Genomic DNA, 17,798 nt, shown 5'->3' with positions numbered 1-17,798 from the left:
ATAATGTTGTGCAGACACCAGTGAGAGAGGATGTTGTTGCATGAGCTCTGAAATTACTAGTATGGCATTAGCTGTTCCACAGTCGAGTGGCAGCTTAGAGGCGTACATTTCGACAGTGAACCGCATTCCTATGTTATCGGCAGAGGAAGAGCGCGAGCTGGCGACACGCTTGCACGAACAGGACGACTTAGAAGCTGCACGTCAGCTCATCATGTCGCACCTGCGCTTTGTCGTACATGTTGCCCGCAGCTACTCAGGTTACGGCCTGCCTCAAGCCGATTTAATTCAAGAAGGTAATATTGGTCTGATGAAAGCCGTGCGTCGTTTCGACCCAGCGGTTGGCGTCCGCTTAGTGTCGTTCGCAGTACATTGGATCAAAGCCGAAATTCATGAGTATGTGCTGAAAAACTGGCGCATGGTCAAAATTGCAACCACCAAAGCACAGCGTAAATTGTTCTTCAACTTGCGTAAAATGAAGAAGCGCTTAGGTTGGTTCACCAATGAAGAAGTCAACACCGTTGCTGAAACGTTAGGTGTCAGCACCAACGAAGTTTTGGAAATGGAAGCGCGCATGAGCGCGCATGACCAAGCGTTCGAATTAAGCTCTGACGATGATGATGCGAAGGAGGGTAGCACCTACTCGCCAGCACAATATCTTGAAGACAAGCGTTCAGATTTAGCTGAAGAAGTGGAAAATGAGCAGTGGGAAGACCACACGCAGCGCCGCTTGTTGTCAGCGATTAATACACTTGATGAGCGCAGCCAAGATATCGTACGTGCCCGTTGGTTAGACGAAGAAAATAAAACCACGTTGCAGGAACTTGCGGACAAATATCAGGTTTCTGCTGAGCGTGTACGTCAACTCGAAGCAAATGCCATGAAGAAACTACGCATGGCAATGTCTTAAAAGGCATTCTGAAAACAAAAACGCCGGCTTTCATCGCCGGCGTTTTTATTTGCTTGGTAATTAGTTCTTAATTCCACCACACGAGTGTAATGGGAACTTCACCACCGGTGTATTCAAACTCAACACTGACTAAACCACCACTGTCGGCTATCGCAACAAGGCCATCACAGTCGACGTTTTCAGCACAAAGAAAATCATACTGATAAAACGCATATACGCCCGCTGTTTGCTCGTTGGCCGTGAATGGATTGCCTTCTAGCGTCACTTCGTTGTACACGTAGCTTGTACCAACTGCGTCGGGTTGTGAACTAATGACTTCAACAAGCTCGATAGATGTCCCACTGCTATCAGCGACATTGTCTGTTTCGACATCTTTTTCGACAACGCGCAATTCATACGATGTACCAAACTCATGTTCGAAACCAACAATACTATCAGTAAACATTTCACGACCACTGTCGGATGTTGCGGTTGCGGCTAAAGCCGGTGTGAACTGAATGCCTAATCCATAATAGACCGGTGCTGACTCGACAGAGACATTAAACTCAGTCCCTTCGTTAGAGTCGCTCGAGCCGCCACAACCCATTAAAGTTGCAGTCATTAGGATGGGAAAAATAGTTTTAATTTTCATTTGGGTAGATATCCTTTCCGTTTAAAATCCGTTTAAAATCCGTTTAAAATCCGTTTAAACTCGTAGAAATCGATTCACCACCAGTAAACCGATCAAATAAGGTAACTTGTTGATAAAATTTTGCTTTCAGTTACAAAATCATAATTCCAATTATTCAACTTCGAGTCAACAAGTACAATGTAAAGGTCATTATCTAGATAAAGCGAATTGTAATAATAGAGAAAGATATTAATATTGCTGAATTTTGATGCAAATATTGCGCGATGACGAGGATGAAATTTCAATCAATATGACAAGAAGTCGGAATCTATTTGTGAGTAATTCGGGAGTAATCACTCGTCAAGTCGCGATGCTATTGAGATTGGTAGGTGCGCTGTTATTCGCGCTAATTACGAGCGCCATCGCTTTTTTGTATCTTAGTGCTATCGATTCCACTGTTGAACACGGCGAGGCATATGGATTAAGTATAGGAATATCCCGGCATGAAGTGTTCGATAGCTTGCCAAAAGCATTGAAGATCGTCGGTGTTGGAGATTTACGTGAGCCATTAGTCATGCAAATCTATACAGCCAATGAACCGGTACCAAAACGAGTTGAAGCAGTTTTAAATGAGCTGAATTATTCAATGTTTGCCGGCGCTACTCGTTGGACAATCTATATTGAATCAGATTATTTTTTTGACAGTTTCACATTAGATTTTTGCGAAAATGAGCTCTGCAGAATTAAAAGATACAGACAATATTTAGAGTTTCCGTAATTTTGAGTAAAAGCCTATCTAACCAAAACCGATTACTTAACTTAGGGCGTAATAACTTTGTGTTCAGTGAGCTGAATGGTTTCGGTGTCGGGGCGTTCGGCTAAAGAAGACGCAACGACAAGCTTAACGCCGTAGTGGCGCTCGATGTTGGGCAGAACTTCTTTTAGAAACTCAAGTGTGGAGCGATGTGGATGCGCAATAGCGATCGCTTCGCCGTGTTTGTGAGCATGACGAATGAGATCTTTCCAGCGCAACGCAATTTCGGCAGGTTCTGGGTTGTTATCCAGAAATACGTGGCGCCGTGCAACTGGAATACCGAACTCGCGGGCGACATTTTCGGCTTGCGTAGCAGCGGTTGTACGGCTGTCGAGAAAATAGAAATTGCGCAAAGCCAGTTGTTCCATCACCCATTGCATTGGCTCAATCAATGCCGTTAACCGGCTCCCCATATGATTATTCATACCGACCGCTTGCGGTATTTGAATAAAGGCTTGTTCCATGAGCAGAATGGTTTCGGCTTTATCATCTTCTGATGACAACATTCCAGCACCAGCGTCATCATTCGCCGATGCCTGCATGGGCATGTGAATAATCACTTCTTTGCCGTTCTGCTGTGCGCTTTGTGCAATGCGTTCGGCATAAGGTGTGTGTGGCAACATGGCAAGGGTTAGCGGGCCCGGGAGTTGGGCAAACTGTTGCTGGAATCGACTATTACCAAGATCATCAATCACAATCGCAATACGTGGTAACGCTGTCTCTTCTGCTATGGCAGTAGGAGTGAAAATGACAGCTGCAATCATCACGATTCTTAATAATGAAGTCATTTAGCGACACCAGTTAACGGGGTTTACCGCGTCACCTTTAACGCGAATTTCAAAATATACCGCAGGATCTTCAACACCACCACTCTGACCAACCAAAGCAATTGTTTCATTGGCTCTAACCACGTCGCCTTCGGCTGGCAATATCGTTTGATTATGCCCGTAAAGGCTCATATAGCCATTACCGTGGTCGAGTACAATCACCAAGCCATAACCGCGCAGCCAATTGGCAAACAGCACGCGACCATCGGCGATCGCTTTGACAGGCTCGCCTGCATCAGCTTTGATCACGACGCCTTTCCAAGTCACACCGCCGCTGCGTTGGCGCCCAAATAATCGTTCCACTTTACCGTCGGCCGGCCAGCTCATTTTACCTTTGCGTTCAGTTAAACCAACCAACCGAGGCTCGTCACGTTGTGCCGCTTGAATTGCCGCCAGCACTTGTTCCAACGCTTCTTGGTTTTGCTTTAATTCATCAATACGCTTTTGGTCAGCCGATTGTTCACGTTGCAGTCGCTTCACAAGTTGTTGTTGCTCGCCTTGCTGAGCTTTCAATACCCCTTGCTGTTGGCGTTGTTGCTGTTCGCGTTGGGCTAGTTGCTGCTGCTGGTCGACAACGTCGGCTTGCACTTGAGCTAGTTGCTCTTGGGTGGCGCGAATATCGTCAAGCTCTTTGAGTCGGGCACGGTTAAAATAGCCATAATAGCCAAGCAGGCGCTCGAATTTGGCGGGTTCTTGTTGCTTAAGAATCAACTTTAAATAGTCGTGCTCACCCATGCGGTAAGCCATATCCAGTTGCTTCTCGAGGAGTTTGCGTTGGCTTTTAAGTTGTTCGGTGAGTGTTTGTTCTTGTTGTTGAAGGTCGTTAATACGGCCACGAATATCGGCTAAGCGCTGCTGGGTCGCATTAAGTTCGCTCGCAACAGTCGCCATTTGTTGTTCCAACTGCCGTAACTCGCGTTCGGTAATACTCAAGCGTTCAGCCCGCTGACCAATGGCGGCTTCGCGCTTCTTCAATTCTTCAGCAATTTGTGCTAATTGTGCTTCGGTTGCAGCTTGTTCTTGTGCACTGGGCTGTTGTCCCCAGCTTACTGGCGACAACAGGAGGATGAGGAGTGCAGCAAGAATGCGTCTCACGAAGTTAACGTCACAATCGGTGTGCCGGTCATTTCTGGCGGTTGTTCAAGACCAAGCAAATGCAGCATCGTTGGGGCGACATCTGATAATGTGCCGCCTTCACGAGCGGTGGCGTCACGACCCACATAAATAAACGGTACCAGCTCACTGGTGTGCGCGGTATGCGACTGACCTGTGGTGTGGTCTTGCATTTGTTCGGCGTTACCATGATCAGCAGTAATCAAACATTCGCCACCAACTTCCTGGAGCGCTTCAACAACCCGCGCAATGGAACGATCGACGGCTTCAACGGCTTTGACTGCCGCATCGAAATTACCGGTATGCCCTACCATATCACCGTTTGGATAGTTACAAATAATCACATCAAACTGGCGCTGGCGAATGGCATCAACGAGGGCGTCGGTTAATTGCTCTGAGCTCATTTCTGGCTGTAAATCGTAGGTTGCAACGTTCGGCGATGGAATCAACACACGTTTCTCACCGTCAAACTCTTCTTCACGACCACCGCTGAAGAAAAACGTAACGTGTGCGTATTTTTCCGTTTCAGAGATGCGAAGTTGACTGTAGTCATTCTTGGCAAGCCACTCACCGAGTACATTGGTAAGACTCTCTGGTGGATATGCAATCGGGCCTTTTAAATCGGCGGCGTATTCGGTCAGCATCACAAACGCTGATAGCTGCGGACGCTGTCCACGCTCAAAGCCATCAAACTCTGTATCCAAGAAAGCATGACTTAATTCGCGTGCGCGGTCGGCGCGGAAATTCATAAAGAAGACACTGTCACCATCTTGAATAGGAACAGCGTCGCCAATCAATGTTGGCTTCACGAATTCATCGCTTTCGTCACGTTCATAAGCGTTTGCTAATGCGATACTGGCACTATCTGCTTTATACGGCGCTTGCGCGTGCACAACCGCTCGCCATGCTTGCTCAACGCGGTCCCAACGCTTATCGCGGTCCATTGCGAAATAGCGACCACATAGGGTGGCGAAGCGACCAAGGCCTAATTGCATGAATTGCTTTTCGAAACGCTCAATCGTCGCTGCGGCGGAACGCGGTGGCGTGTCGCGGCCATCGAGAAAGCCATGAACATAAACATGCTTTGCACCGCGCTGAGCGGCGAGCTCGACCATCGCTAATAAATGATCTTCATGGCTATGCACACCGCCTGGCGATAGTAAACCCATAATATGTACGGCTTTACCAGCCGATACGGCAGCGTCGACACCTTCGGTTAACGCTTTATTTGTGAAGAAGTCGCCATCGGCAATCGCTTTGCTAATACGAGTGAAATCTTGATAGACCACACGGCCGGCACCTAAATTTACGTGACCTACTTCTGAGTTACCCATTTGACCTTCGGGCAAACCAACCGCCATTCCTGAACCATCAACTAAGGTATGCGGGCGCGTCGCCCAAAGCTTATCCATGGTTGGTGTATTAGCTGCAGCAATGGCATTATCTTCAGCGGCTTCACGATGACCCCAACCATCTAAAATCAATAGGGCTAACGGTGTATGTGGCTTGGCCATGACTTCCTCAGTGGTTTTTCAGTAAATTCAAAAAATTGAATTTATTTTATGCGATTTTGCAGCGTAACGCATCCTTTCTAACCGACGTTTCGTGGCAAATTTTACTGGCAACGTGCGTTGCAGTCGGTATACTCTGTGCCTTGTTTTTTTCAATTGGAGTAGGCAACCCCATGGATCAACTTCTCGCTTTCGCGATGGACCACTACTTTATGAGCCTGTTGTGGGTCATCCTTCTGATCGCGATTATTGTCAGTTACGTGAAAGGCGCAACCTCAAAAGTCAAATTGCTCGAGCCGCAGCAAGCCACCTTGTTAGTTAACAAAAACGATGGTGTGTATGTTGATATCCGCTCGATGGACGAGTACCGTAAGGGCCACATTCAAGACGCAATTCATGTTACCGCCGATAAGATTCGAAAAAATGAGTTGCAGGCTCTTGAGAAATTCAAATCTGCCCCCATCGTGGTTGTATGTGCAACAGGAATGACTGCGCGTTCCGCAGCAGCTTCGCTTAGCAAAGCTGGGTTTGAGAATGTTGCCGTACTTCAAGGTGGAATCTCAGCCTGGCAGGGCGCCAGTTTCCCACTGGTTAAAAAATAATAAGTGTAACTTTCAGTAATAGGACGTATTAAAATGGCTGACGAACAGCAAGTAAACGGCGCCGCTCAAGACGAAGCGCAACAGCAACAAGCTTTCCAAATTCAACGCATTTACACCAAAGACGTTTCGTTTGAAGCGCCAAATGCACCAGAAGTTTTCCGTCAAGAATGGAAACCTGAGTTGAGCTTAGATTTGAACGTGAAAAACACCAAAATCGACGAAGGTGTTTACGAAGTTGTTCTGAAAGTAACGGCTACCAACAAAATCGGTGAAACCGTTGCATTTATTGGTGAAGTTCACCAAGCAGGTATCTTCTCTGTGTCTGACGCAATTGAAGAAGGCCAACGCGCTCACTTGTTAGGTGCATTCTGCCCGAACATCTTGTTCCCATATGCGCGTGAGTGTTTATCAAGCCTAGTTAGCCGTGCAACGTTCCCACAGTTGAACTTAGCACCAGTTAACTTCGATGCAGTATTTGCACAACACGTACAACAGCAACAGCAGCAACAAGCTGCCCAAGCTGACGCGTAATATCAGCGCAATCTATGCGTGATTCGCAAGTAACAGTGCTAGGCGCCGGTTCTTACGGAACTGCCCTAGCACTTTGTTTTGCTCGTAAGGGCACACAAACCTGTTTATGGGGCCGTGACGTCGAACAAATCGAAGCCATGGCGAAATCGCGCGAGAACACGCGTTACCTTCCTGGTATTCAACTTCCTGACACTTTACATGTGACCGCTGATTTAGCCGAAGCGGTTGCCGACTGCAAAAATATTGTGGTGGTGGTGCCAAGTAGTGCGTTTGCTCAAGTGTTGAAAGACATGCAGCCAAACTTACTACCAGACGCTCGTGTCGCATGGGCAACCAAAGGCTTAGAACCAGAAACTGGCCGCTTACTGTTTGAAGTGGCGCAGGAAATTCTTGGTGATTCACACGCTTTGGCAGTGCTGTCTGGACCCACCTTTGCGATGGAAATGGCGAAAGGGTTACCGACCGCGATTTCGATGTCGTCAACCGATCCGCAGTTTGTCGAAGAACTCTCGGAGTTACTGCATTGCGATCGTAGTTTCCGTGTTTACACCAACGATGATTTTATTGGCGTACAGTTGGGTGGTGCGGTTAAGAACGTGATTGCGATTGGTGCTGGTATGGCTGATGGTATCGGCTTTGGCGCGAATGCGCGCACTGCTTTGATTACGCGTGGTTTGGCCGAGCTGACACGGCTTGGTTTGAAACTCGGGGCGAAGCCAGAAACCTTCACCGGCATGGCTGGCTTAGGGGATTTGATTCTCACTTGTACCGATAACCAATCGCGCAACCGTCGCTTTGGTCTCGCTTTAGGGCAGGGGAAATCGGTTGATCAAGCGATGAAAGAAATTGGTCAAGCTGTTGAGGGCTATCGCAATACCCGCGAAGTCGTTGCATTGGCGAAGCGGCATGGTGTGGAAATGCCGATTTGTGAGCAACTCTACGACGTGTTGTACGGTGATACCACGCCTCAGCAAGCCGCAATTAACTTACTGAGCCGGGCACGTACTTCTGAATAATCGTTTTGTTAGCTGAGTAACTGTTGGGCAATGGTTTGCCATTGCTCATCAAAGTGCTCAGTTGGCGCTCGCTTGAACTCTGAGCGAACAAATTGAGTGATTTTGCCGTCGGCATACGCCATCACTAAGTTCGCTAACATCCCTTCATCTAAACCACCACGAACCTGTTCGCGCAATCGACGCTCACGAAGCACCTGCTTCAAATTCGCTTCGACTTTTTCGAAAATACCAAGCACTCGACCACGCAGACGCTCGTGTTCGCCAAGCAGTGCATCGCCAGTCAGGATACGGGTGATACCCGGATTACGTTCGACGAACGTCAGCACTAAACGCACGATCATTTCGCAGCGATTTACCGTGTCTTTTTCATTCTCTAAAATTTGATTAATGCGCGATAAAATTGCGTCTTCGGTGAAATCAATCAGCCCTTCAAACATCTTGGCTTTTGATGGGAAGTGACGATAAAGTGCGGCTTCTGATACGCCCACTTCGCTAGCTAAACGAGCGGTGGTAATACGCTGGCCTGGGCTGGTTTCTAGCATGGTAGCTAAGGCGGCTAGGATTTCTTGCTTTCGGTCTTGTTTCGCGGCCACGCAAAACTCCTTCTGTTTGTCGTTGATCGTTATTCGTTATTGGTTATTCGATAGAAGCTTTGCTGCTTGTTGCAGGATCTGTTGGGCGATGGCTGATTTGCTAGCGCGTGCGAGTGCTTGCTGTTGCACGGTGTTGTTTGCTTCTCGCCAGAATAGGACCATCGCGTTGTCTTCGCTATTGAATCCTATGCTGGTGTCGCTGACGTCGTTTGCGGCAATCATATTGAGCTTTTTACGCGCTAACTTGTCCTGCGCATAGTGCGCAACATCATTCGTTTCTGCAGCAAAACCGATGGTGAATGGCGCTTTTTTCAGCGCCGCAACGTCGGCAAGAATATCGGGGTTACGCACCAACGTTATCTGCATGCCATCATTCGATTTCTTGATTTTATTATCGGCGACTTGCTCAGGACGATAATCCGCAACGGCTGCACAGCCAATGAAAATATCAGCGTTCTCGACTGCCTGTAGCGCGGCTGTGTGCATCTCTGCGGCGCTAACCACATCAACTCGTAACACACCGGCTGGCGTTGCTAAGTTGACTGGTCCAGCAATCAAAGTGACCTGTGCGCCCATGCGCTGCGCTGCGGCGGCAAGTGCAAAGCCCATTTTCCCAGAGCTGTGGTTACTTAAGTAACGGACTGGGTCAATCGCTTCGCGGGTTGGGCCGGCGGTGATCACAATATGCTTGCCACTCAGCTCTGTAGCCTGCGGCGCGAGTAGCGCAGTGATAGTTTCACGCAATTCAAGTGGCTCAGGCATGCGGCCAGCGCCAACATCGCCACATGCTTGCGCACCGCTGGCCGGGGTGATGACTTGAACGCCACGCTGCCGTAATAGTTCACAATTCGCTTGCACGGCGGCATGTGCCCACATTTGTTGATTCATTGCCGGCGCGACAGCGACAGGTGCCGCAGTTGCTAAACATAGTGTGCTCAGCAAATCGCCGGCATGACCATGCGCGAGTTGCGCAAGCGTGTTAGCTGACGCTGGCGCAATAAAGACGAGGTCGGCCCATTTTGCTAACTCAATATGACCCATGGCAGCTTCTGCGGCTGGGTCAAGCAAATCATGGTGCACTGGGTTACCGGAAACGGCTTGCAGTGTGAGCGGCGTAATAAATGCCTGCCCACCTTGGGTCAGCACGCAACGCACATCGGCGCCGTAGTCTTTTAGACGGCGTACTAATTCAGGTGTTTTGTACGCAGCAATCCCACCGCTGATACCAAGCAGGATGCGACGACCAAGTAACGGCTGATTGGGGCTTGTACTCATAGTAAGTCCTTACCTTTAAACTGTTTTTACAATATCACGAACCTCCAAAATTCGCGATATACAAATTTTCGCCAATTTACCCTTCAGCCATTGCCGTATTGCCTTATGTACAGAATCGTAATTCACCAAGTTGAGGTTTGCCTTGTGCTAGCTTATTGGCATCACTGATACATTTTATTTATCCAATAGACTCAAGCGATCAAGGAGTGATCATGACAAGCGTAAAAGATTGGCCGGCAGCCGAACGACCACGAGAGAAAATGGCGGAGTTAGGCGTGGCAACCCTAACCGACGCCGAATTATTAGCCATTCTGCTGGGTACCGGTATTCGTGGTAAGGATGTTGTTGCCTATTCCCGTGATTTACTCGGCGCATTTGATGGACTCGGTGGCATGTTGGCGGCAAGTGCTGATGTGTTGTTAGAGCAACCAGGGCTGGGGCCGGCGCGCGTGATGCAACTGCAGGTGGTGATGGAAATATCGCGACGTTACTTGGCGTGTCAATTGCGTCGTGATGACGGTTTTACCCAACCGGCCATGGTTCGCGATTACTTAACCGCGCAATTACGCCATCAACAGCGAGAAATTTTTGTCGTTTTACTTCTTGATAGTCAACATCGGTTATTGAAATACGTCGAATTATTTCAGGGCACGATCAATGCGGCGCCGGTGTATCCACGAGAAATTATAAAATTAGTGATGCAACATAATGCCGCCGCAGTTATTCTTGCGCACAATCATCCGTCGGGTGTGGCAGAGCCTAGTCAAGCGGATCAACGCGTGACGGAGCGGCTCAAGCGGGCATTGAGCATGATCGATGTTGCCCTGCTGGATCACTTCGTAATTGGTGCGGGAACACCAGTTTCATTTGCCGAACGCGGACTCTTGTAGTAAAGTAGCGCCGCCGTTTACAGGATCAGAAAGATCAAAAAATATCAGCGATCACTTGATTGCCGGGCCGATTTGCTGTATAAAATGCGCCCTCGGATTCAAGGCAAGGCCGCGATGGGCGACAGGCGAGCTTGAAGCAATTTTGGAGTAAATAAACGATGTCACAAGTATGTCAAGTTACAGGAAAGCGTCCGGTTACCGGTAATAACCGTTCTCACGCGCGCAATGCGACCAAGCGTCGTTTCCTGCCGAACCTGCAATCTCACCGCTTCTGGGTAGAATCAGAAAAGCGTTGGGTTAAGTTGCGTATCTCTACTAAAGGTATGCGTATTGTTGATAAAAATGGTATCGACGCGGTGCTCGCAGATTTGCGCGCTCGTGGCGAGAAAGTGTAAGGAGCTAAACCATGCGTGATAAGATCCGTCTAGTTTCTTCTGCCGGTACTGGTTACTTCTACACTACCGACAAGAACAAGCGCAACATGCCAGAAAAAATGGAAATCAAAAAATACGATCCAGTGGTTCGTAAACACGTGGTTTTCAAAGAAGCTAAAATTAAGTAAGCTTCTTCTGAGCACAAAAAACCCAGCCTGGCTGGGTTTTTTTGTGTCTGAAATTCGTGTTTCTAACGCGTGGGGTCAATCACCCCGTTGATACTTGTATTATGCCGATACCATCCAGTAATACTGAAGCGGTCGCGATTGCCAGCCAATACCTCGTGCACAAACACGTCACTTAAGAAGACGACTAACTTACCGGCTTCGGGCAAAATAGTTTCAAGCACCTCCCCACGCTCACCATAAATGACCAACTGACCACCGTCGGCTTCCTGCCATTCTGGATTGAGATAAAACACGGTCGTGAGAATGCGATTGCTGCGCCCTTTAAAGGCATCAAGATGTTTGCGATAAAATGCGCCGGGTGGATAATGCGCCAAATGGCATTCATAGTCGAACAAGCCCATAAACAATTCGCGGTTCACTTGTACACGCAAGTCATCCATCATGGTTAAGTAGGCGCTTTCGAGTTGAAAGTCGCGCTGTAGCCAACGAATTTTATCTTGGCGAACGGCAGTATTGGTGGTGTATTGATCCGCGCGCCCAATCCCAGCTTGTTGCCAGTCGGTTGGTTGTAACGATTGCGCATACTCAAACAAACGCTGACAATAGGGGGCTTCTAAAAAGTTTGGCACTACCACATAACCACGCTCGGCAAGTTGGTCAAAATCAATTGCAGAGGTACGAAATGCGTTGGGGTCGAGTTGTCTAGGAGCCGATAGTGTCAATGCCGTGAAACTCCGATGAAATTGAGACAAGTAAGCGTTGCGCGAATATAATGTAGCCGCTAAATAAACACAAGCCACTGTGGATAGAGTATGCCTGAATTACCTGAAGTTGAAGTGAGTCGACGCGGTGTTGCACCGCACCTTGAAAATCAACAAATTAGCCACGTTGTTGTGCGCGATCACCGGTTACGTTGGCCGGTGTCGCCGGAAATCGAGCAGCTCGACGGCGCGTTGATTACTCAGGTAGAACGTCGTGCGAAGTATCTTATCTTGCATACCTCAAAAGGCTACGTGATTGTCCATTTAGGCATGTCTGGAGCGTTACGTGTGGTTCCTGCTGCGACGCCGCCAGTGAAACACGACCATGTTGATTTGGTGCTAACTACGGGCTTGTGTTTACGGTTCAATGACCCGCGTCGTTTTGGTTGCTGGCTTTTTTCTAAAGAGCATCCAAGCTTAGACCATCCGCTATTACGCGAGCTTGGCCCCGAGCCGCTCACGGAAGCGTTTGACGTGGATTACTTATTTGCCGAATCGCGCGGCCGCCAACAGTCCATCAAAACCTTTATCATGGATAATCATGTGGTGGTGGGCGTTGGCAATATCTACGCTAATGAATCCTTATTTAAAGCTGGGATTCATCCGAAACGCGCCGCTGGGAAAGTCAGTAAGCAACGCTATGAAAAGTTAGTTCCCATCATCAAAGCAACGCTAGCTAAAGCGATTGAACAGGGTGGCACTACCTTACAGGATTTCACCCAAGTCGATGGTCAACCGGGCTATTTCAAACAAGAATTGATGGTGTATGGGCGCGGCGGCAAATTGTGCATGAACTGCTCGGGTCGGTTGAAAGAAATCCGGCTTGGACAGCGCAGCACGGTGTACTGCCCAAGCTGTCAGCGCTAGGGCATATGCTGCTGTAAAAACGGCACTAACCGATTGATAAAACCTTCTGGATCGCTAATAAACGGTGCGTGACTGCATTTGGGTGCAACGTAGCACTCGCTCTGCGGTAACCACGTACTGATGCGCTCAGCAACCGCTTTCGGTACCAGTGCATCAAGCTTGCCGTACATGCGTAGGCAGGGCACTTGTAATTCCGGCAATCGCTTGCGTAAATCAACGCTGGCCAACATGTCTAAACCGGCATCCAACACCTCGACCGACGCCATGGGCTTCGCAAACAGCCATTCTTTGATTTGTTTCACGTCTTCTCGCGCATGAGGTGAACCGAGTGATTGCAACGCTAAAAAGCGCTCGACGGTACGTTTGAAGTCCTTGCTAAGTTGCTTGGCGAAGGTATTTAAAATATGTGGCTCAATGCCAGGCCAGTCACCCTCTGTCGCGTTGCTTTCAGCTGGAAAAAAGGGCGAGGACGCAACCGTGGTCAAACTATAAAAACGTTCGGGATAACGCAGTGCGAGTTCTGTGGCGACCAGGCCACCAAGCGACCAGCCGATGAGATGACAGCGCTCCGGTAGTGCTGAGAGCGTTAACTCACATAAATTCTCGAAAGTTAACGGCGTATCGGTTGGCCAAGGCGATTCGCCATAACCAGGCAAATCGAGACGATGAAGCTGGCCAACCTGCGCTAATGATGTCACAACGGGCGTCCAAATATTGGCATTTAAGCCCCAGCCATGGAGTACAACAATATCCGTCCCTGTGCCCCTGACGGCACGCCAAACTGAAGCTACCATTTTACATTCTCTATCACTGCGAAAGGATGCGTCTATGTTAGGGTATTGCTGGTTGTGTGATCAATCATTACGTATTGCTGAAACAAGTGGGCTGTGCCACGTTTGTCTACATGATTTACCACGGTTACCGCCTTCTTGTTTGCGTTGGCGTTGCCAGCGTCCGGAACTTGCTTTAGGCCGGTATTGGTTTGCCGCCTTTCGTTGGCAACCGGATATTCAACACCTCGTTCACCGCTTCAAATTTCAACGTTGCCCGGAGTTGGCCGGCATTCTCGCACCATTTTTAGCTGCACAAGTACAACACTGCTATCGGGAAAAGCCAGATGCTTGGCCAGATATGTTGGTTGCCATGCCTATGACTTATAAACGTTGGTGTCAACGTGGCTACAACCAAGCCGGTTTGCTTACTCACCAAGTGGCCGCACTCGTGCAGCTGCCGGTTGCGACAGGATTATTACGGCGCATTCGCGATGATGATGGCGCGCAGCATCATGCTGGCGCAGGACAGCGCTGGCAAAATATGCATCGAAGTATGCACTGCAGTCGTGATGTGAGTGGACTAAAACTGGCAATTATTGATGATGTTTTGACCACCGGCGCATCAATGTCTGCCGCAGCAGATGCATTGACACGACGCGGGGCCAAAGTGGTTGATGGGTGGGCGTTAGCGTATGCTGAACCACATCAACCGAGGGAGAACACTTAGTGCGCGTGAGCGGCTTCGGCTGCTTCTGCAGCCGCCGCTTCCGCATTTTCTTCGTCACTTAAGGTAGGTCGAACCTCAGGCGCCAAGAAAATTGCATTACTGAGCAATTTCGCACTGCCGTAGAAGAAGGCACGGAAGTTCATGTCATCGGCAAACGCGATAACTCGACCTGAGCCTTTACGGTGTGCAACAATCGCTGCTTTATCAGCTAACACGTCACGGTTTGGTTTTGCCGTGAAGCCAGCCAATAGAGGCTCTTTTTCACTGTATTTGGCGACCGTGACAAATGGTTGCTCCGGTACCAACATTGCGTTGGTGCTGTCTTTAAACACTGGCAATGCTGCGCGCGGATAACCGAACGCTAATGGATGCGTGGTGTCGAGCTGTACTTCGAAAATGGCACCAGCAAGACGACGTTGACCATAAAAGTCATCCATATCGCCATAGCTTAAATCTTCTTGTTTGAAAGCGTCGCGGAACGTTTTATCGTCGACAAATTTCGCACCAAGAATATCGTGCTCGCTTAGCCATTTGGCACCACCTTGTTGACCGATAATCACACCGCCGTTATTTACCCAGCTGCGTAATTTGTCTGCACTGTGCTTGTTCAAATTCGAGTAGCGCCCGTCGACCATAATGATATGGGTATAACGGCTCAAGTCTGAGCGGTTTAAGCGGTCGGTATCCACCATCGAAACTGGGATGCCAACGTGGCGGTCCAAGTAGTACCAAGCCTCACCAGCCTCATACATGTTGGCATCGGTACCAACAATCATCATCACGTTTACTGGCTTCAACGGTGATAAATTGCGACTACCGAGATCCATACCGCGCGGAGTTAAGCCTGAAGTAATCGCGTGAACTTTCACTTGATTATCAGTAGCAATCTCAGCCAATTTAGCTTGTACATCTGCCCAATCGTGCTCTTGATAAGCGCGGGTCACAACCACAGTGCCTGGAGTAAAGGTGTAATCGCCGTCAGTCGTTTTTGCGGTAAATTCTTGGTTTGCTTGACGCACATGCACGCCAGCTTGCAACAGGCGGTTTAAGGTGCGTGGCGAGAAGTAGTTGTGCCATTCAAACGCATAAGCGTAGGCGTTTTGTGCCAGTTCAACGGCTTGTGGTGCAGGCTTCTGCCATGGCGTATCGGCGGTTTTAATGCTCCAGCCATCAAACTTATCAAAGTTGACGTTGAACGCATGTGGGAAGGTCCACGCCGATACATCATAGAAAGTGTTATCTTTAAAGCTTTGCTGATCCATAAAGATAGCACGAATGAGTACGTACTGCTCTTGCGCTAATGGCACATAATAGCTCTGGTTGGCTGCGTACGTTTTACCGTCAATCTTGATGGTGTCGGTTAGCGCATAAGCTTTAATGCCGTGTTGCGACAGCACGTTCAACATTTCATTCACGCGTGCCGGATCACTTGAGTCACCAATCAGGTAACCCTTAAAGCCAGCTTTGTCAGCTGCTGCCATGGCATCATCGTAGAAGCGTTGTTGATAATCGTTGAACCAACGTTTGTTGGCGTGAGCACCATACATGCTGGTTAACGAAGTCGTGAATTGGTTTTGAATGGTGAATGGGAATTCCAATACGCCGTTAATTGAATCTTGCGCATGACCGCGGCTTGATGCTTGCTCGAATAAAATACCAATCGCGCCCTGTACGTCTGGGTAGGTTGACCCTTTGCCCACATAAAAATCGTCAAAAGCCTCTTCGGTGAAGTATAAACGGCCTTGCTCATCTAACGCGGCTGCGTGACCTTCGGCTAATGTTTGCGTCAGCTTCACGTTTTCATCTGGCGTATTTGGGTTTTTACGCGATGGAATGCCTGGCTGGAAGAAAAACGTGCTGTCGGTACCCATTTCGTGGAAATCAGTTAAGACATTTGGCTTCCATTTCTGGAAGTTGGCGATGCGCGCACGCGACTCTGGGTGTTGCAGCAGCAACCAATCGCGGTTGAGATCGAACCAATAATGGTTCACACGACCGCGTGGCATAGGTTGCACGTGTTCACGATGTTGCGTGTCGGTAACCAGGTTTTGACTCTTATGCTGGTTTGCCCATTGTGCAAAGCGCGCTAAACCGTCCGGGTTGTAGCTTGGGTCGAGCAAAATAATCGTGTCTTTCAGTACACGCTCAATCTTTTCACCTTGCGCTGCGGCTAAGTAGTACGCATATAACAACGCTGAATTACTACCACTTGGCTCGTCACCGTGAATGCTGTAGCCCATGTATAACACTAAAGGTGCATTGTCTGGATCACCTTTGCGCTTCGGATCAGAAAGCGCAATGTGCGCGTCACGTAACGCATCAATATTCTGATGATTCTCAGGCGTGGTGACAGTGACCAACACTAATGGACGGCGCTCATGGGTATAGCCGGTAATTTCAAACGAGAAGCGGTCTGATTTTTCTGACAGCACTTCCATGTAACGCACGAGTTGTTCTGGACGCACATGCCATTCACCCACTTCATACCCCAGTACTTCTTTTGGAGTTGGAATGGACGGGTCATAGCTAACGTCCTTCGGTAAGTAATCATTTAAGGTGGTCGCTAAAGCTGTTGCCGAAGCGAATAGCCAAAATAGCGTGATTGAGATAATACGAGCCATAAGATTTTCCTACGTTGCATCGCGAAAATGAATCTCTCGAAACTAGCAAAATCTATGCTGGTTCCCAAGTTGATTACTATGCAATGCGCGAAATTTGCGATAAGATATACCTTACTAAATTACTCAGGTATAGCAGTGAGGTGGTAAACCCATGATTCGTATTACTGAAAGTGCACAAGCACATTTTCGCAAGTTACTTGCCGATCAGCCGGATAACACTAATATCCGTGTGTTCGTGGTGAACCCGGGTACCCCGTCAGCTGAGTGCGGCGTTTCATATTGTCCTCCAGACTCGGTCGAGCCTGATGATGAGTTGTTGCCGTTCAGTGGCTTTGACGCTGTGGTTGACTCAGGCAGTGCGCCATTCTTAGTCGATGCTGTGATTGATTTTGAAGAACAAGATCTCGGTTCGCAGTTAACTCTGAAAGCACCTAACGCGAAAGCCAAAAAGGTTTCTGACGATGCGCCATTAATTGAGCGTGTTGAATATGTGATTCAAGCAGAAATTAACCCGCAATTAGCTAACCACGGTGGTAAAGTTGCCGTCAATCAGATCACTGCCGACGGTATTGCCGTATTGCAATTTGGTGGTGGTTGTAATGGTTGTAGTATGGTTGACGTGACCTTGAAAGAAGGCATTGAGAAAGAACTTGTACAGCGCTTCCCAGGTGAGCTGAACGGTGTTCGAGACGTTACAGAACACGAGCATGGCGAACATTCGTACTATTAATGTTGTGTAAAAATTAATCTTGTATAAGTTTTGAGAGTGATCCCATTCTGAATCTTTCTTCGTAGTGT

At 48.6% G+C, this 17,798-nt stretch carries 20 protein-coding genes; 11 read left to right on the top strand and 9 right to left on the bottom strand.

Features of this window, described 5'->3' with window-relative positions:
• Window positions 1-40 precede the first annotated feature (40 nt).
• Window positions 41-907 (top strand): RNA polymerase sigma factor RpoH, encoded by an 867-nt coding sequence (gene rpoH / locus BM292_RS08960; RefSeq protein ID WP_092857762.1) that lies wholly within the window; start codon window positions 41-43, stop codon window positions 905-907.
• 67 nt (window positions 908-974) lie between these two features.
• On the opposite strand, the gene BM292_RS08955 is transcribed toward rpoH, so the two are convergent.
• Window positions 975-1,538: a DUF4377 domain-containing protein gene (locus tag BM292_RS08955; RefSeq protein WP_092857760.1), complete on the bottom strand. Its 564-nt coding sequence runs from the start codon at window positions 1,536-1,538 to the stop codon at window positions 975-977.
• Window positions 1,539-1,851: 313 nt separating this feature from the next.
• Here BM292_RS08955 and BM292_RS08950 point away from each other — a divergent pair, with 313 nt between their 5' ends.
• On the top strand, window positions 1,852-2,295 hold the full coding sequence (locus tag BM292_RS08950) for a hypothetical protein (RefSeq protein WP_143434087.1): 444 nt from the start codon (window positions 1,852-1,854) through the stop codon (window positions 2,293-2,295).
• Window positions 2,296-2,336: 41 nt separating this feature from the next.
• On the opposite strand, the gene BM292_RS08945 is transcribed toward BM292_RS08950, so the two are convergent.
• From BM292_RS08945 to gpmI, 3 genes are read right to left on the bottom strand one after another with little or no spacing between them, the layout of a single operon-like run.
• Window positions 2,337-3,119 carry a divergent polysaccharide deacetylase family protein gene (locus BM292_RS08945; protein WP_092857756.1) on the bottom strand — a complete coding sequence of 261 codons (783 nt, stop codon included), beginning with the start codon at window positions 3,117-3,119 and terminating at the stop codon, window positions 2,337-2,339.
• A complete protein-coding gene (locus BM292_RS08940; RefSeq protein WP_092857754.1) occupies window positions 3,120-4,253 on the bottom strand; it encodes a murein hydrolase activator EnvC family protein in 1,134 nt (377 codons plus the stop codon).
• Window positions 4,250-5,785, bottom strand: coding sequence for a 2,3-bisphosphoglycerate-independent phosphoglycerate mutase (gene gpmI, locus BM292_RS08935; RefSeq protein ID WP_092857752.1), 1,536 nt, complete (start codon window positions 5,783-5,785; stop codon window positions 4,250-4,252). The genes BM292_RS08940 and gpmI overlap by 4 nt, the downstream gene beginning before the upstream one ends.
• 170 nt (window positions 5,786-5,955) lie before the next feature.
• Between gpmI and BM292_RS08930 the strand changes: the two genes are divergently transcribed.
• The 3 genes from BM292_RS08930 to gpsA are packed head-to-tail and all read left to right on the top strand — an operon-like array spanning window position 5,956 to window position 7,931.
• Window positions 5,956-6,384, top strand: coding sequence for a rhodanese-like domain-containing protein (locus tag BM292_RS08930; RefSeq protein WP_092857750.1), 429 nt, complete (start codon window positions 5,956-5,958; stop codon window positions 6,382-6,384).
• 33 nt (window positions 6,385-6,417) lie between these two features.
• Window positions 6,418-6,915, top strand: coding sequence for a protein-export chaperone SecB (gene secB, locus BM292_RS08925; RefSeq protein WP_092857748.1), 498 nt, complete (start codon window positions 6,418-6,420; stop codon window positions 6,913-6,915).
• Window positions 6,916-6,929: 14 nt separating this feature from the next.
• A complete protein-coding gene (gene gpsA / locus BM292_RS08920; protein WP_092857746.1) occupies window positions 6,930-7,931 on the top strand; it encodes an NAD(P)H-dependent glycerol-3-phosphate dehydrogenase in 1,002 nt (333 codons plus the stop codon).
• 8 nt (window positions 7,932-7,939) lie between these two features.
• On the opposite strand, the gene slmA is transcribed toward gpsA, so the two are convergent.
• The gene (gene slmA / locus BM292_RS08915; RefSeq protein ID WP_092857744.1) at window positions 7,940-8,524 is read right to left on the bottom strand and encodes a nucleoid occlusion factor SlmA; all 585 of its coding nucleotides are present in this window, start codon (window positions 8,522-8,524) and stop codon (window positions 7,940-7,942) included.
• A 36-nt stretch (window positions 8,525-8,560) separates the two neighbouring features.
• Window positions 8,561-9,799 (bottom strand): bifunctional phosphopantothenoylcysteine decarboxylase/phosphopantothenate--cysteine ligase CoaBC, encoded by a 1,239-nt coding sequence (coaBC, locus tag BM292_RS08910; RefSeq protein ID WP_092857742.1) that lies wholly within the window; start codon window positions 9,797-9,799, stop codon window positions 8,561-8,563.
• Window positions 9,800-10,011: 212 nt separating this feature from the next.
• On the opposite strand from coaBC, the gene radC reads away from it, so the two are divergent.
• The 3 genes from radC (at window position 10,012) to rpmG (ending at window position 11,251) form a co-directional block, all read left to right on the top strand.
• A complete protein-coding gene (gene radC / locus BM292_RS08905; RefSeq protein WP_092857740.1) occupies window positions 10,012-10,689 on the top strand; it encodes a RadC family protein in 678 nt (225 codons plus the stop codon).
• Window positions 10,690-10,847: 158 nt separating this feature from the next.
• Window positions 10,848-11,084 carry a 50S ribosomal protein L28 gene (rpmB, locus tag BM292_RS08900; RefSeq protein WP_092857738.1) on the top strand — a complete coding sequence of 79 codons (237 nt, stop codon included), beginning with the start codon at window positions 10,848-10,850 and terminating at the stop codon, window positions 11,082-11,084.
• An 11-nt stretch (window positions 11,085-11,095) separates the two neighbouring features.
• On the top strand, window positions 11,096-11,251 hold the full coding sequence (gene rpmG / locus BM292_RS08895; RefSeq protein ID WP_092857736.1) for a 50S ribosomal protein L33: 156 nt from the start codon (window positions 11,096-11,098) through the stop codon (window positions 11,249-11,251).
• A gap of 62 nt (window positions 11,252-11,313) precedes the next feature.
• On the opposite strand, the gene BM292_RS08890 is transcribed toward rpmG, so the two are convergent.
• Entirely contained in the window at window positions 11,314-11,973 is a 660-nt protein-coding gene (locus BM292_RS08890; RefSeq protein ID WP_218151679.1) for a 2OG-Fe(II) oxygenase, read from the bottom strand.
• A gap of 90 nt (window positions 11,974-12,063) precedes the next feature.
• On the opposite strand from BM292_RS08890, the gene mutM reads away from it, so the two are divergent.
• Window positions 12,064-12,879, top strand: a complete 816-nt coding sequence (gene mutM / locus BM292_RS08885) for a bifunctional DNA-formamidopyrimidine glycosylase/DNA-(apurinic or apyrimidinic site) lyase (protein ID WP_092857734.1) — start codon at window positions 12,064-12,066, stop codon at window positions 12,877-12,879.
• Here mutM and bioH read toward each other — a convergent pair.
• The gene (bioH, locus tag BM292_RS08880) at window positions 12,876-13,673 is read right to left on the bottom strand and encodes a pimeloyl-ACP methyl ester esterase BioH (RefSeq protein WP_092857732.1); all 798 of its coding nucleotides are present in this window, start codon (window positions 13,671-13,673) and stop codon (window positions 12,876-12,878) included. The two genes, mutM and bioH, sit on opposite strands and share 4 nt — an antisense overlap.
• A 34-nt stretch (window positions 13,674-13,707) precedes the next feature.
• Between bioH and BM292_RS08875 the strand changes: the two genes are divergently transcribed.
• Window positions 13,708-14,379, top strand: coding sequence for a ComF family protein (locus BM292_RS08875; protein WP_092857730.1), 672 nt, complete (start codon window positions 13,708-13,710; stop codon window positions 14,377-14,379).
• Here the strand turns inward: BM292_RS08875 and BM292_RS08870 are convergent.
• Window positions 14,376-17,000, bottom strand: coding sequence for a M14 family zinc carboxypeptidase (locus BM292_RS08870; RefSeq protein ID WP_092857728.1), 2,625 nt, complete (start codon window positions 16,998-17,000; stop codon window positions 14,376-14,378). The two genes, BM292_RS08875 and BM292_RS08870, sit on opposite strands and share 4 nt — an antisense overlap.
• Before the next feature lie 151 nt (window positions 17,001-17,151).
• Between BM292_RS08870 and nfuA the strand changes: the two genes are divergently transcribed.
• Window positions 17,152-17,730 carry a Fe-S biogenesis protein NfuA gene (gene nfuA / locus BM292_RS08865; RefSeq protein WP_092857726.1) on the top strand — a complete coding sequence of 193 codons (579 nt, stop codon included), beginning with the start codon at window positions 17,152-17,154 and terminating at the stop codon, window positions 17,728-17,730.
• Window positions 17,731-17,798: the final 68 nt, after the last annotated feature.

Source organism: Pseudidiomarina tainanensis, from assembly GCF_900115255.1.
Taxonomy (GTDB): domain Bacteria; phylum Pseudomonadota; class Gammaproteobacteria; order Enterobacterales; family Alteromonadaceae; genus Pseudidiomarina; species Pseudidiomarina tainanensis.
The sequence above is the reverse complement of the archived record's forward strand: the minus strand, read 5'-3'. Positions and strand labels throughout refer to the sequence as shown.